This window comes from Acetatifactor aquisgranensis, assembly GCF_943193215.1.
Taxonomy (GTDB): domain Bacteria; phylum Bacillota; class Clostridia; order Lachnospirales; family Lachnospiraceae; genus Acetatifactor; species Acetatifactor aquisgranensis.
Map to the genome: position 1 here is coordinate 23,112 of NZ_CALPDH010000021.1, position 12,873 is coordinate 35,984.

The window sequence follows — 12,873 nt, forward strand, 5'->3', positions numbered from 1 at the left end:
GAAAGTGACGAAATTTCATATACTGACTTTGTTCCCGGAGATGATTCTGCATGGACTTGGCTCCGGCATTATCGGCAGGGCAGCGGGGAAAGGCATCATTTCCCTGAACGCGGTGAATATCAGGGACTACACTTTGGACAGGCACGGAAAAGTGGACGATTACCCTTACGGAGGCGGGGCCGGCATGCTGATGCAGGCGCAGCCCGTGTATGATGCCCACAGGGCCGTGACAGGCGGCGCTGCTGTCAGGACGATTTACGTGACGCCCCAGGGGACTCCGTTCACCCAGAGGATGGCGGAAGACTTTGCCCGGGAGGAGGAGCTGGTGTTCCTCTGCGGCCACTATGAGGGAATCGATGAGAGGGCGCTGGAAAAAGTCGTCACGGATCAGGTGTCTATCGGGGATTATGTGCTGACCGGCGGGGAGCTTCCGGCCATGGTGATGATAGACGCCATCGCCCGGCTGATTCCCGGTGTGCTGGGCAATGACAGCTCGGCCGAGGAGGAGAGCTTTTACAACGATCTGCTGGAATATCCCCAATATTCCCGGCCGGAGGAGTGGATGGGGATGCGGGTGCCGGAAGTGCTTCTGTCCGGCAATCACAGCAAGGTGGCGGCCTGGAGGCTGGAGCAGTCCAGACAGCGCACTGCCGGGCGGCGGCCTGATCTGTATGCGAAGTATCAAAAAAAGCAGCAGCTGATTAAGAGGCTTTCCGCTCAGAAGCGCAATAATATCCATATGATGGAAAGCCTGTCCAGAGGACGTGCCGACATTCTGTATACGGATTACCGTTTGAACGAGACTGCCGTGTTGTTATATGACAGGGGATGCAGGATTGCCATGATGACTGCCCTTGACAGGGAGACTTGCGAGAGTCTGGCGGATCTGCTGCCTGCAGAGACGGAGATGGTCCTGGTGTCGGAGGCTTTTGCCCGGGATATTCTGTTGAAAAGGCAGTATGCGGTATTCGGTGAATTCAGCCAGATGCTGTATACCAGAAGAGAGACGCTGCCGGTGAAGCACAAGGATATCCGGCAGCTTACCATGGATGATTTTGCGTATGTGCATAAATGGTACGGCGATGGCACAAAGGGCCCCGGTACAGATGAAGATTATGTCCGGGAGCGGATATCGGCAGGAGCCATGTTCGGCGCTTTTGTGGATGGCAGGCAGGTGGGCTTTGTGGGGATGCACGATGAGGGGAGCCTGGGGATGCTGTTCGTGGAGGATTTTTTTCGCGGAAGAGGGATTGCGGCTTCGCTGGAAGCCTATGCCGTGAACCGCATGCTGGAGAGAGGCTGGACTCCCTACGGCCATGTGGCGGTGGGAAATACCGTTTCGGAGCGGCTCCAGGAGCGGCTGGGCTTTTACAAAGCGGAAAAATCTTTCTGGTGGCTGGAAAAAGTGCTTGCAAATAGAGTATGATTATGCTAAACTTTTAATGTTGTAAAGAAGAGATGGTCCTCTGTTGCCAAGGCGCATTAAGAACATCCATTTGAAAAAGGAGGCTCATTATGAGTGACATTATCAGAGAAATCGAAGCAGAGCAGCTGAAAAGCCAAGTCGACGATTTTAACGTCGGCGATACCGTAAGGGTTTACGGTAAGATTAAGGAAGGCAACCGGGAGAGAATCCAGATGTTCGAGGGAATCGTCCTGAAGAGACAGGGCGGAAGCAGCCGCGAGACATTTACCGTCAGGAAGACATCCAATGGTATCGGCGTTGAGAAGACCTGGCCCGTCCATTCCCCCAATGTGGAGAGGATTGAGGTAGTCAGGAGAGGTAAGGTCAGACGTGCTAAGCTGAACTACTTGAGAGGCCGCGTCGGTAAGAAGGCAAAGGTAAAGGAAGCCGTAAGGTAAGCGGACAAAAGGGCAATTACTCAGGTAGTTGTCCTTTTCTTTCATCAGGAATGATTATATGGCGAAAAACAGGGGTCTTAGCTTTTACAGACGAAAAAAGAAAATCAGCCCGGCCCATGTCCGGGAGGTCTTTAGCTGGCTGTTCGGTATCTTTACGGCGGTTTTCATAGCGGTCGTGCTGAATGTCTTTCTGGGGATGAGGACCAATGTGGTAGGCGTGTCCATGGAGCCTACTCTTTACAATGGCCAGCAGATATTCATCAATTCTTTCCTTTATCTGATATCTTCTCCGAAAGCGGGAGATGTGATAGTTTTTCTTCCCAATGGGAATGAGAACTCGCATTATTATGTAAAGCGCGTAGTGGCAGGCCCGGGGGACAGCGTGGTGATTGCCGGCGGCATCCTGTACGTGAACGGGACGGAAAGCCCCTGGGTGGAGGAAAAGCTGGCGGAGGCGGGAATCGCGGCAGAGGAATTCGTCATAGAGAACGGGGAGTTCTTCTGCATCGGAGATAATCCGGGCAACAGCGAAGACAGCCGCTCGGCCAACATCGGGCCGGTGAAGGAAGAAGACATTATAGGAAAGGTATGGTTCCGTGCCGCCTTTGAGGAAGCAGACATGGGATTCGTGAAATAGTATGAATTATCAATGGTATCCTGGTCATATGACCAAAGCCAGGCGTATGATGCAGGAAAATATAAAACTGATTGATTTGATTATAGAACTGGTGGACGCGAGAGTGCCGGTGGCAAGCCGCAACCCGGACATCGACGGGCTCGGAAAGGGTAAGTCGAGGCTCGTGCTTCTGAATAAATCCGATTTGGCGGATGCAGCCTGCAACAAGGCGTGGATGCGGTATTTTGAAGACAAGGGAATCTTCGCTCTGGAGGTCAATTCCAAATCCGGCTCCGGCATCAAGGCGATAAACGGCCTGGTACAGAAAGCCTGCGCCGAAAAAATAGCAAGGGACAGGAAACGAGGCATCGTGGGCCGCCCGGTGAGGGCCATGGTGGTGGGAATCCCCAATGTGGGCAAGTCCACTTTCATCAATTCCTTTGCGGGCAAGGCCTGTACCAGGACAGGGAATAAGCCGGGTGTCACAAAGGGAAAGCAGTGGATTCGGCTGAATAAGAATCTGGAGCTGCTGGATACGCCGGGTATTCTGTGGCCTAAGTTTGAAGACAACCTGGTAGGAATGCATCTGGCCTTTATCGGTTCCATGAATGATGAAATCATCATCATGGAGGAGCTTGCCTGTGATTTGCTGGACGTCCTGCGTAAGCTGTACCCGGACGCCGTGACAGGGCGGTATGGAATTTCATGGGAGGACAGTGCGGCCCGGATGCTGACAGAAATCGCGCGCTGCAGGAAATGCTTTCTGAAAGGCGAGAGCCTTGATTTGAAGAAAGCGGCCGATTTGCTGCTGGATGACTTCAGGAGCGGCCGTCTGGGCAGGATAACGCTGGAGAGCCCGGAGAGTCCGCCGCCGGTGTCAGAACAGGAGAACGAACGATGAATAAAGCGATGAAAGAAATGATAAGCACGCTTGCTTATCTTTTAGGCGTATTGTGTTTGACGTGGCTGGTGATTACTTTTGTGGGGCAGAGGACAGAGGTGGACGGCTCTTCCATGGAACCGATGCTTTCTGACATGGACAATCTGATTGTGGATAAGATTACCTATCGTTTCGCCGACCCGAAAAGATTCGATATCATCGTATTTCCTTTCAAACAGCAGGAGAATACATTTTACATCAAGCGGATCATCGGGCTTCCCGGAGAGACGGTACAGATTGACGTACAGGGCAATATCTATATCAACGGTGAGGTGCTGGAGGAAAGCTACGGCAGGGAGGTCATTTCGCCGGAACATGTGGGAATCGCTATCGATCCCGTTGTCCTGGGGGAGGACGAATACTTTGTCATGGGAGATAACCGCAACAACAGCATGGACAGCCGGGCAGAAATCATAGGAAATATTAAGAGGGAAGATATAGTGGGCAGGGCATGGATCCGCATCTGGCCGTTGTCGAAGTTCGGCATATTGAAGCATCAGTAATAGTGTGAGGGAACCCGGAATGAAAAGTACTACTGAGATAAAGAAGATTCTTCAGGCAGCGTCCATAGAGGAGCTGCCTGAACTTGTAAAAGAGTATTCCGCAGACGAGCGCGCCGGAGTGAGGAAACTGGCGGAGGCGGCAGCGAAGCGGCTTGCCGCGCTGGAACAGGAGAAGAAGCGGATAGAGACGCTGCGGGTATATGAGGAGCAGTACAGGGATTACGACTATATCTGCGGGATAGACGAGGTGGGCAGAGGGCCGCTGGCAGGGCCCGTGGTGGCCGGCGCTGTCATTTTACCCAAAGGCTGCCGCATCCTGTATATAAATGATTCGAAGCAATTGTCCGAAAAAAAGAGAGAGGAGCTTTATGAAATCATCATGGAGCAGGCCGTCTCCTGCGGGGTGGGATATGCCGCGCCGGAGAGGATTGATGAGATCAATATCCTGCAGGCTACATATGAGGCCATGCGTGAGGCAATCGGCAAGCTGACCTGCAGGCCTGATATCCTGCTGAATGACGCAGTGACCATACCGCGGGTCTCCATACCTCAGGTGCCGATTGTCAAGGGGGATGCAAAGAGCATTTCCATCGGCGCTGCCAGCATCATCGCTAAAGTCACAAGGGACAGACTGATGCAGGATTACGATAAGATTTTTCCGGGATATGATTTTGCCCAAAACAAGGGATATGGAAGCACGGGACACATAGAGGCCCTGAGAAAGTATGGGCCTACGCCGATACATCGCAGGAGTTTTATCAAAAATTTCGTACAGGTTTAAGCGTGCAGGACAGGAAAGGAGAGCATAGATGAAACTGACACAGCTCTTTTCGGGAGAGAGCCGAACGGATCAGGCGGCAAAGGCTGCGCCGCCCGCTTCTGCCCAGACGGAACAGCTGGCACGCCAGATTCGGTCCCTTGTGCCGGGACAGACGATCAATGGCGAAATCGTGGCCAGAAATGGCAATGAGGTACAGATCAGGCTTTCCGAGGATATGGTGCTGAATGCCCGGATAGACCGCAATATGAACATCGAAATCGGAAAGAATATGACATTCGAGGTCAAAAACAATGGAAGCGCCCTTACCTTGAGCCCGCTGTTCACCAATGTGGCCACGGACGTGAACGTGCTGAAAGCGCTGGACATGGCGGGACTTCCCTTGAACCGGAACACTGTGGACATGACGGAGCAGCTGATGGCGGCAGGGCTTCCTGTGAACAAGGCCAACCTGCAGCAGATTTTCCGGGAAATCAACAGCTTTCCGCAGGCTTTCGTTTCCGATATCATCAATCTCCACAAGCTGCAGATGCCGGTAAATGAGGGGAATGTAAATCAGATGGCCTCCTACAGGAATCTGAGTTATCAGCTGGTAGACGGAATGAATGATATCCTGGGCACGCTCCCGGAAGTATTCGATTCCATGATGGCCGAGGGAGATGTCCTGGGGGCGGTGAGGCTGTATCAGGAGGTGCTGTCTTTGGCTGGGGAAATGGGTTCTGCCCGGGAACCAGGCATTGCTCAGGAAACGGATGCTGCGCAGGGAATGGGTGCTGGGGGGACTCAGACAGCGGGAGAAACCGGCCAGCCGCTGCAGACTGGTGCCGGCGCGGAGATTATCCTGGACATGGCGGCCGAGGTGGCGGAGGGAATGCGCGGAGAAACGCAGATCAAACCGGGCAGTGCCGGAGCGCAGGCCGGCATGCCGGAAGGTGCGGCGATGGATGCGGTACAGGGCAATCTGCGGGCCGCTGTGGCAGAGGAGGCCATGGGGCTGATAGATTCTTTGCGCCTGCCGCCGGAGGAGGCCGCACAGCTGCAGAACCAGATTCGGCAGTTTGCCGCAGGGCAGATGGATGAGGGGCTTTTCTTCGCGAATCTGGGAGCTCTCGCCGACAGCGCAAGAACCTCTTCGGGCGCTATGCACGCGCTGGAGAGGCTGTTTTCCGGGGAGAATTTCAGAGCCTTTTTTGCTGATTCATTCAAGGCGGACTGGGTGCTGAGGCCGGAGGAACTGGCTGTTCCGGGCAAGGTGGAAGAGCTGTACCGCAGGCTGGACAGACAGCTGAAAGGCCTGACCGGCGCTCTGGAAAATGCGGGGCAGACCGGCAGCGAGGCTTTCCGCGCCGCTGCGTCCATGTCCCAGAATGTGGATTTCCTGCAGCAGCTGAACCAGATGTACAGTTATGTGCAGCTGCCCCTGCATCTGCAGCAGCGGGATGCCCACGGGGACCTCTATGTTTATACAAATAAAAAGAATCTGGCGAAGAAAGACGGGAATGTCAGCGCCCTGCTGCATCTGGACATGGAGCATCTGGGGCCGGTGGATGTATATGTGGCTATGCAGAACAATAAGGTGAACACGAAGTTCTATCTCCGGGACGATGAAATGATAGATTTTATGGCGGCTCATATGGATATTCTGACGGAGCGCCTGCGGAAGCGGGGATATGACTGCAGCTATGCCATGACCACCAGAGAGGAGAAAGGCGGCGAGGCCACGAAAGGAGGGCTGGAGCCTCTCTTAAAACAGGAGCATAGCGTCATGCTCTCCAGATACGCGTTTGATGTAAGGACTTAGCGTGAAGAGACAGAGTAGCAGATAGACGGAGAGGGGCGGACACATGGACGGAAAGAGAGAGAAGGACGGCAAACTGAAACAGGCCATCGCGCTGGAATATGACCCCTCGGACGCGGCTCCCAGAGTCATTGCCAGCGGACGGGGAATCCTTGCGGAGAAAATCATCGAAAAGGCCCAGGAAAGCGATGTGCCCATACACCGGGACGACAAGCTGGCGGACACGCTCTCCCGGTTAGACATCGGGGACATGATACCGCCGGAACTGTATGAAGTGGTGGCGGAGATATTGGTGTTCGTGGACTCTATGGACAAGATAAAGGGGAAGATTAAGAGGTAGTCTTTTTGAACAAGCGCAAGGAGGGAGCGGACTACGAAAGACAGGCGGCGGAATATCTCGCAGAGAACGGCATGCGGATACTGGATATGAACTTCCGCTGCAGAGAGGGAGAAATTGATTTGATTGGCAGGCATCAGGGATATCTGGTGTTCGTGGAGGTGAAGTATCGCAGTACCTCGGAGAAAGGCTATGCACTGGAGGCTGTGGACTACCGCAAGCAACGCCGGATCTGCAGGGTTGCCGATTATTACAGATACACCCATGGACTGGGAGACGATGTGAGTATCAGATATGATGTGGTGGGTATCCAGGGCGCACAGGTGCAGTGGATACAGAACGCTTTTTCACATATTTATACACGCAGGTAAGCGCGGAGGTTACACTATGTTTCAGATAGAGCGGACAGTGAGGGAATACAATCAGAATAATCAGGTTCTGCGGCAGAACTGTGTCCTGACAAAGAGCGGCGATGCGCTGGAATACCTGACTTTTCCTCTGCTGGAGGAGACAGGGATAGTAAAGCATCTGTTCACCACGCGCACAGGCGGAGTGAGCACAGGGGAATTTTCCGCTATGAACTTCAGTGTGGACAGAGGAGACAGTAGTAAGAACGTGCTGGAAAACTATGGGAGGATTGCGGAGGCTTTTGGGTGCAGGGTGGAGGATATGGCAGCCTCCCATCAGACCCACACCACGAATATCCGGCGTATGACAGCCTCGGATAAGGGAAAGGGAATCCTGCGCCCCCGGGATTACTCGGACGTGGACGGGATGGTGACGGATGAGGCGGGGCTTGTGCTGGTGACTTTCTACGCGGACTGTGTGCCGCTTTATTTCGTGGATCCGGTCCATCGTGCCATCGGACTGGCGCATTCCGGCTGGCGGGGCACTGTGGGCAGGATGGGAGAGCGCATGGTACAGGCTATGGAAAAGCATTTCGGGAGCAGGCCGGAGGACTTATACGCGGCGGTCGGCCCCTCTATCTGCCGCGACTGCTATGAGGTCAGCGAGGATGTGGCGGTACAGTTCATCCGCATGCTGGGAGAAGAAGTGGCAGCGCCCGGAAAGGGGCCCGGGAAGTATCAGCTGGATCTGTGGCTTGCCAATAAGCTTATTCTGGAGCAGGCGGGACTTCCGCCCTCGCACATCGCTGTGACGGATATCTGTACCTGCCACAACAGCGATTACCTGTTCTCCCACCGGGCCAGCGGCGGAAGACGGGGGAATGTGGCTGCGTTCCTGGCATTGAAAGATTAAGAAAACATTCATATTTTTGTTAGATAACATTTAAAAAAGATATGCTTTAATTATCTTCAGGCAAATGTGGAAGAGGAGCATTTCAGGAAGACGGAGTGAAGGAATATGGCTAATATACTCGTGTGTGATGATGACAGGGAAATCGTGGACGCGATAGAGATTTACTTAAACCAGGACGGGCACAGCATTTTTAAGGCCTACGACGGGAAGCAGGCGATTGATTTACTGAAGAAGGAAGAAATCCATCTGCTGATCATGGACGTGATGATGCCGAAGCTGGACGGTATCCGCGCCACCCTGAAGATTCGGGAGTACAGCAGCATCCCCATCATCATGCTGTCCGCAAAATCCGAGGACACGGACAAGATTCTCGGGCTGAACATCGGCGCGGACGACTATATCACGAAGCCTTTCAATCCGCTGGAGCTGGTGGCGCGGGTGAAGTCCAATCTCCGCCGCTATACTTCCCTTGGGAGCCTGAATACGGAGAGCAAGTCGGTCTATCAGGTGGGAGGCCTGGTGATCAATGACGACACGAAGCAGGTAACCGTGGATGGGGAGCCTGTTAAGATGACTCCCATTGAATACAATATCCTGCTGCTTCTGATGAAGAACCAGGGCAGGGTATTCTCCATCGACCAGATTTATGAGAGCATCTGGAACGAGGACGCCATAGGCGCGGACAATACGGTGGCGGTACATATCCGCCATATCAGGGAGAAGATTGAAATCAATCCGAGAGAGCCCAGATATCTGAAAGTGGTCTGGGGGGTGGGCTATAAAATCGACAAACAATAACGGAGGCCTATGAAAATAAAGAGATTTAAAAGATTGTGCCTGGAGCTGCTGCAGCATCTGCTGGCGGCCGGTATTATGATGACCGTGGCAAGTCTGCTTCTGAATTCCTATATCGCGGTGGATTCTATCGACGGCCCCAAGGTCTACCGGATTTTTCCCATCGATACAGGGCTGGAGTTTGAGGAGTCTGAGATCTATCAGGACTTGTTTCGGAACGCTGTTTCCGATATCACGCAGCTGGTAGCCTTGAAAGGGCAGCTGGAGACGGACGGCGTCCTGAATCCCTCTAAAAAAATCGATGTGACAGAGTACGCCAGCGAGATAGGGGAAGATTCAGGCTGCGCCCTTACGGCGGTCTATACATTGGACGATATTGTCAAATGGGGGAAGTCCGGCGTGGAATATACGGACCGTTTCATGAGCATGACGGAATTCGTGAACTATTTCGGCTATTGTATCTACCCGGAGAATTTCAAGCTGGACGAGTATGACCAGCTTTGTTTTGATGATTTCTATCATGTGGGGGAAGAAGCGGAAGACGGAGGGGATGAGAGTCCGGAACCGGAAACAGGGGAGGATATGCCGGCCGCGCTTTCCGGCAAGACCATGGAAGAAATCGCCGCGCTCTCGGAAAAGCTGGAGGAGAGCACCCAGGAACAGCTGGAGGATATGGTCTTTTCCCATATCATGTCGGAGAATCTTGACGGTATAAATCTATCCAGAGAGGATGACGGCAGCCTGACTGTGTACATCCCCATGCTGAACTGCCGTTATGCCACGGTGGACGGAGAGAGGCAGCTGACGGCTTATGCACAGAACTGGATCGATTATATCAAGCTGCAGGAAAATGTAGTGGCGGCAATCGACAGCCTCACAGTCAACTATCAGCGCTATCAGATTTGTAATGAAGCCTATAAGGGGACCAACAGCAATGTGAAGTACATGGTGCGCATGATGACGGATAAGGGAATGTGCACTTATACGAATGTGCCTAATCTGGCCGGGCTGGAGGACAATGAGGTCACGGAGTCCTTTAATGAGTACAGACGTTATCTGATTTATTATCCGGACAGTCTGGTGTTCATGGGGAATACGATTTTCAGCGAAGAGGAGATAGACGAATATATCGGCGTATATAGCTATGCCTATCCTGATACTACCCACATCTGGCTGGGGGTAGATTCCAGATACGCCATCGAAGGAGACGCATTCCACACAGCGAATGCTATTTATCAGAAAATCGTGCCCAATGTGGGACGGTTTATTATGCTGACGATGATGCTGGCCCTTTTCTGGCTGGGAATCGGAATCTATCTGACAGTTACCGCGGGTACAGCAATCGGGGAGAATGGGGAGCAGGTACAGTATCTGAATCGTTTCGATAAGCTGTGGACAGAGCTTCTGCTTCTCCTGGCGGCAGGTTTTGTCTATGGCGGCCTGCAGGGATATCAGATAATCGTGGAAATTGCGGAGACTGCGGGAGTCGTGCCCACCCGGCTTATGGGGGTCGAACTGACGAAACTGTACCGCTATGGCTTGTTTGCGGTGTACGGTATCTATGTCAGTGTGTGCTTCGGCATCGTCTGGCACAGCATAGTGCGCCGGATGAAAGCAGGCAGTCTGCTGCAGGGGAGTTTTCTGCATTTTGCATACAGGGGAATCGACAATGCTGTCAGATTTATTTTACGCCACAAGAATTCCGCAGTCAGTATGCTGCTGCCCTATAATATGTTCCTCTTTACGAACCTGCTGGGAATTGTCACCACATATAAACTGTGGGACAGGCATATGTACGCTTTCCTGATTCTTGCCGCCATGGTGGTGATGGACGGAATCATAGGCGTTTTCCTGCTCAGGAGGAATGCGGAACAGGCAGAGATTGTGGAGGGCATTCACAGGATACGGGATGGGGAAGTGGAGTATAAAGTGGATGCGGACAGTCTCCACGGTTCCAGCAAAGAAGTGGCCATTGCGGTGAACAATATCGGAGAGGGTATCCGCAAGGCGGTGAAGACCAGCATGGAGGACGAGCGGATGAAGACAGAGCTGATTACTAATGTCTCTCATGACCTGAAGACACCGCTTACTTCCATCATCAGTTATGTGGATCTGCTGAAAAGGCTGCGCATCCAGGAGGAGCCTGCAAAGGGATACATCAATATCCTGGACAGCAAGGCACAGCGCCTGAAGCAGCTGACGGATGACCTGGTGGAAGCCTCCAGGATTTCTTCAGGAAGCATTGTGCTGGAAAAGGAAAAACTGAACCTGACGGAGCTGCTCAATCAGGGAATAGGAGAATTCTCCGAAAAGATGGAGGAGTGCAGACTGCAGGTGGTATTCGACCAGGCTGACGCCCCGGCCTATATCTATGCGGACAGCCGCAGAATGTGGCGTGTACTGGAAAACCTGTTCAACAATATCTGCAAATACGCCCTGGAGGGCACCAGGGTCTACATTGATATGGCGATGGAGAAAGGGCGGATAGAGGTATCTGTCAAAAACATCTCCAGACAGCAGATGAGCGTCCGGCCGGAAGAACTGGCGGAACGCTTCATCAGGGGTGATTCTTCCCGGACCACAGAGGGCAGCGGCCTGGGGCTTTCCATTGCGAAAAGCCTGGTCCAGGTGCATGGAGGAGACTTTGAGATTCTGATGGACGGGGATCTGTTCAAGGTGCGGCTGGCTTTTCCGGAATACGACGAAAACGCCGCTTCTGATTAATTCATCTCAAATGCCTGACGATTGTTGTAGGATTCCAGGATGCTGTGAATCTTGCCGGTAGGCGTCAGGGCGTTGTTGAGAGAGGCGTCATGGTTCATGAAATCGATCAGGGAGGCCACGAACTTGCTCATGTCCGCCTCGATGAAATAAGGTCTGCTGTAAAGCGCGGGAGGCAGATAAGCCAGGTCTGTGGTGACTACTTTATCGAAATATCCCATCTCATAAGCTTCGTCAAAGGACTCAAGACCATCGGTAAAGAGCCCGAAAGTACAGCAGATGAAGACCCGCCTGGCATTCATCTGCTTCAGCTGCCTGGCAGTGTCGAGCATGCTCTGGCCGGAGGAGATGATATCGTCTATGACGATGACATCTTTGCTGTCGATATTATCGCCCAGGAATTCGTGGGCCACGATGGGGTTCCTGCCGTTTACTATGGTGGAGTAGTCCCGGCGCTTATAGAACATGCCGGTGTCCACGCCTAAGACGGTGGAGAAATAAATAGCGCGGTCCATGGCCCCCTCATCGGGACTGATGACGACCAGATGCTCTTTGTCCACGATCAGATCCTCTTCCGAGCCAAGGAGCGCCTTGATGAACTGATAGGGAGTGGTGAAATTGTCGAAGCCGCTCAGGGGAATGGCGTTCTGGACTCTGGGATCGTGGGCGTCAAAGGTGATGAAATTGCTGATGCCCATGTCCCGCAGCTCCCGCAGGGCGAAAGCGCAGTCTAAGGATTCACGGCCGTTCCTCTTATGCTGTCTGCTCTCGTAGAGGAAAGGCATGATGACATTGATTCTGTGGGCCTTGCCGTTGCAGGCGGAGATGACGCGTTTTAAATCCTGATAATGGTCATCCGGGGACATATGGTTCACATGGCCGTGCATATTATAGGTGATGCTGTGGTTGCAGACATCCACCAGCAGAAAGAGATCCTTGCCGCGGATGGACTCCTGAAAAGAGGCTTTGGCCTCGCCGCTTCCAAAACGGGGCGTCTCTACTTCTGCCAGATAGTTGTCTTCACTGTAGCCCTGAAAAGCAGGATCTGTCTTTACCTTGTCGTTGTGGATGCTCTTTCGGAACTCTACCAGATAATCATTGATTCTTTTACCCATTTTCTTTGCGGAAGAAAGCGCGACGATTTTTAACGGAGCTACGGGCATGGCGTTCTCAATCTCATGTAAATTAGGCATATGTCCTCCCTGTGATGTAGAAAGTATACTACATTACACCAGAATTTACCGTTCTGCACTGGTTAAACG

The 12,873-nt window shown here is 52.9% G+C and carries 13 protein-coding genes; 12 read left to right on the forward strand and 1 reads right to left on the reverse strand.

The annotated features are described in order from the left end of the window. The first annotated feature begins 4 nt into the window (after nucleotides 1-4). The 12 genes from trmD to NFS35_RS17805 all read left to right on the forward strand — a co-directional run bounded on the left by trmD (nucleotide 5) and on the right by NFS35_RS17805 (nucleotide 11,614). Complete coding sequence (gene trmD, locus NFS35_RS29345) at nucleotides 5-1,426, forward strand: tRNA (guanosine(37)-N1)-methyltransferase TrmD (protein WP_330640315.1); 1,422 nt, start codon at nucleotides 5-7, stop codon at nucleotides 1,424-1,426. An 89-nt stretch (nucleotides 1,427-1,515) separates the two neighbouring features. Beyond that, nucleotides 1,516-1,863 carry a 50S ribosomal protein L19 gene (rplS, locus tag NFS35_RS17755; RefSeq protein ID WP_251208449.1) on the forward strand — a complete coding sequence of 116 codons (348 nt, stop codon included), beginning with the start codon at nucleotides 1,516-1,518 and terminating at the stop codon, nucleotides 1,861-1,863. A 58-nt stretch (nucleotides 1,864-1,921) separates the two neighbouring features. Next, a complete protein-coding gene (gene lepB / locus NFS35_RS17760) occupies nucleotides 1,922-2,500 on the forward strand; it encodes a signal peptidase I (RefSeq protein ID WP_251208450.1) in 579 nt (192 codons plus the stop codon). 1 nt (nucleotide 2,501) lies between these two features. Next, nucleotides 2,502-3,380 carry a ribosome biogenesis GTPase YlqF gene (ylqF, locus tag NFS35_RS17765; protein ID WP_251208451.1) on the forward strand — a complete coding sequence of 293 codons (879 nt, stop codon included), beginning with the start codon at nucleotides 2,502-2,504 and terminating at the stop codon, nucleotides 3,378-3,380. Continuing rightward, the gene (gene lepB / locus NFS35_RS17770) at nucleotides 3,377-3,922 is read left to right on the forward strand and encodes a signal peptidase I (RefSeq protein WP_251208452.1); all 546 of its coding nucleotides are present in this window, start codon (nucleotides 3,377-3,379) and stop codon (nucleotides 3,920-3,922) included. The genes ylqF and lepB (NFS35_RS17770) overlap by 4 nt, the downstream gene beginning before the upstream one ends. 19 nt (nucleotides 3,923-3,941) lie before the next feature. Then, a complete protein-coding gene (locus NFS35_RS17775; RefSeq protein WP_251208453.1) occupies nucleotides 3,942-4,703 on the forward strand; it encodes a ribonuclease HII in 762 nt (253 codons plus the stop codon). 28 nt (nucleotides 4,704-4,731) lie between these two features. Then, the gene (locus NFS35_RS17780) at nucleotides 4,732-6,501 is read left to right on the forward strand and encodes a flagellar hook-length control protein FliK (RefSeq protein WP_251208454.1); all 1,770 of its coding nucleotides are present in this window, start codon (nucleotides 4,732-4,734) and stop codon (nucleotides 6,499-6,501) included. Between the two features lie 43 nt (nucleotides 6,502-6,544). Next, the gene (locus NFS35_RS17785; RefSeq protein WP_251208455.1) at nucleotides 6,545-6,838 is read left to right on the forward strand and encodes an EscU/YscU/HrcU family type III secretion system export apparatus switch protein; all 294 of its coding nucleotides are present in this window, start codon (nucleotides 6,545-6,547) and stop codon (nucleotides 6,836-6,838) included. Between the two features lie 5 nt (nucleotides 6,839-6,843). Further along, nucleotides 6,844-7,206, forward strand: coding sequence for a YraN family protein (locus NFS35_RS17790; protein ID WP_251208456.1), 363 nt, complete (start codon nucleotides 6,844-6,846; stop codon nucleotides 7,204-7,206). Between the two features lie 16 nt (nucleotides 7,207-7,222). Continuing rightward, the gene (gene pgeF / locus NFS35_RS17795; RefSeq protein WP_251208457.1) at nucleotides 7,223-8,095 is read left to right on the forward strand and encodes a peptidoglycan editing factor PgeF; all 873 of its coding nucleotides are present in this window, start codon (nucleotides 7,223-7,225) and stop codon (nucleotides 8,093-8,095) included. A 105-nt stretch (nucleotides 8,096-8,200) separates the two neighbouring features. After that, complete coding sequence (locus tag NFS35_RS17800; RefSeq protein ID WP_251208458.1) at nucleotides 8,201-8,893, forward strand: response regulator transcription factor; 693 nt, start codon at nucleotides 8,201-8,203, stop codon at nucleotides 8,891-8,893. Between the two features lie 9 nt (nucleotides 8,894-8,902). Continuing rightward, nucleotides 8,903-11,614, forward strand: a complete 2,712-nt coding sequence (locus NFS35_RS17805; RefSeq protein WP_251208459.1) for a sensor histidine kinase — start codon at nucleotides 8,903-8,905, stop codon at nucleotides 11,612-11,614. On the opposite strand, the gene NFS35_RS17810 is transcribed toward NFS35_RS17805, so the two are convergent. Next, nucleotides 11,611-12,804, reverse strand: a complete 1,194-nt coding sequence (locus NFS35_RS17810) for a ribose-phosphate pyrophosphokinase (protein ID WP_251208460.1) — start codon at nucleotides 12,802-12,804, stop codon at nucleotides 11,611-11,613. The genes NFS35_RS17805 and NFS35_RS17810 overlap by 4 nt on opposite strands. Nucleotides 12,805-12,873 lie beyond the last annotated feature (69 nt).

Coding starts and splice junctions, on each gene's coding strand:
- NFS35_RS17800 (WP_251208458.1), top strand. CDS start 8,201: ATGGCTAATATACTCGTGTGTGATGATGACAGGGAAATCGTGGACGCG.
- NFS35_RS17805 (WP_251208459.1), top strand. CDS start 8,903: ATGAAAATAAAGAGATTTAAAAGATTGTGCCTGGAGCTGCTGCAGCAT.
- pgeF (WP_251208457.1), top strand. CDS start 7,223: ATGTTTCAGATAGAGCGGACAGTGAGGGAATACAATCAGAATAATCAG.
- NFS35_RS17785 (WP_251208455.1), top strand. CDS start 6,545: ATGGACGGAAAGAGAGAGAAGGACGGCAAACTGAAACAGGCCATCGCG.
- lepB (WP_251208452.1), top strand. CDS start 3,377: ATGAATAAAGCGATGAAAGAAATGATAAGCACGCTTGCTTATCTTTTA.
- ylqF (WP_251208451.1), top strand. CDS start 2,502: ATGAATTATCAATGGTATCCTGGTCATATGACCAAAGCCAGGCGTATG.
- NFS35_RS17775 (WP_251208453.1), top strand. CDS start 3,942: ATGAAAAGTACTACTGAGATAAAGAAGATTCTTCAGGCAGCGTCCATA.
- lepB (WP_251208450.1), top strand. CDS start 1,922: ATGGCGAAAAACAGGGGTCTTAGCTTTTACAGACGAAAAAAGAAAATC.
- NFS35_RS17810 (WP_251208460.1), bottom strand. CDS start 12,804: ATGCCTAATTTACATGAGATTGAGAACGCCATGCCCGTAGCTCCGTTA.
- rplS (WP_251208449.1), top strand. CDS start 1,516: ATGAGTGACATTATCAGAGAAATCGAAGCAGAGCAGCTGAAAAGCCAA.
- NFS35_RS17780 (WP_251208454.1), top strand. CDS start 4,732: ATGAAACTGACACAGCTCTTTTCGGGAGAGAGCCGAACGGATCAGGCG.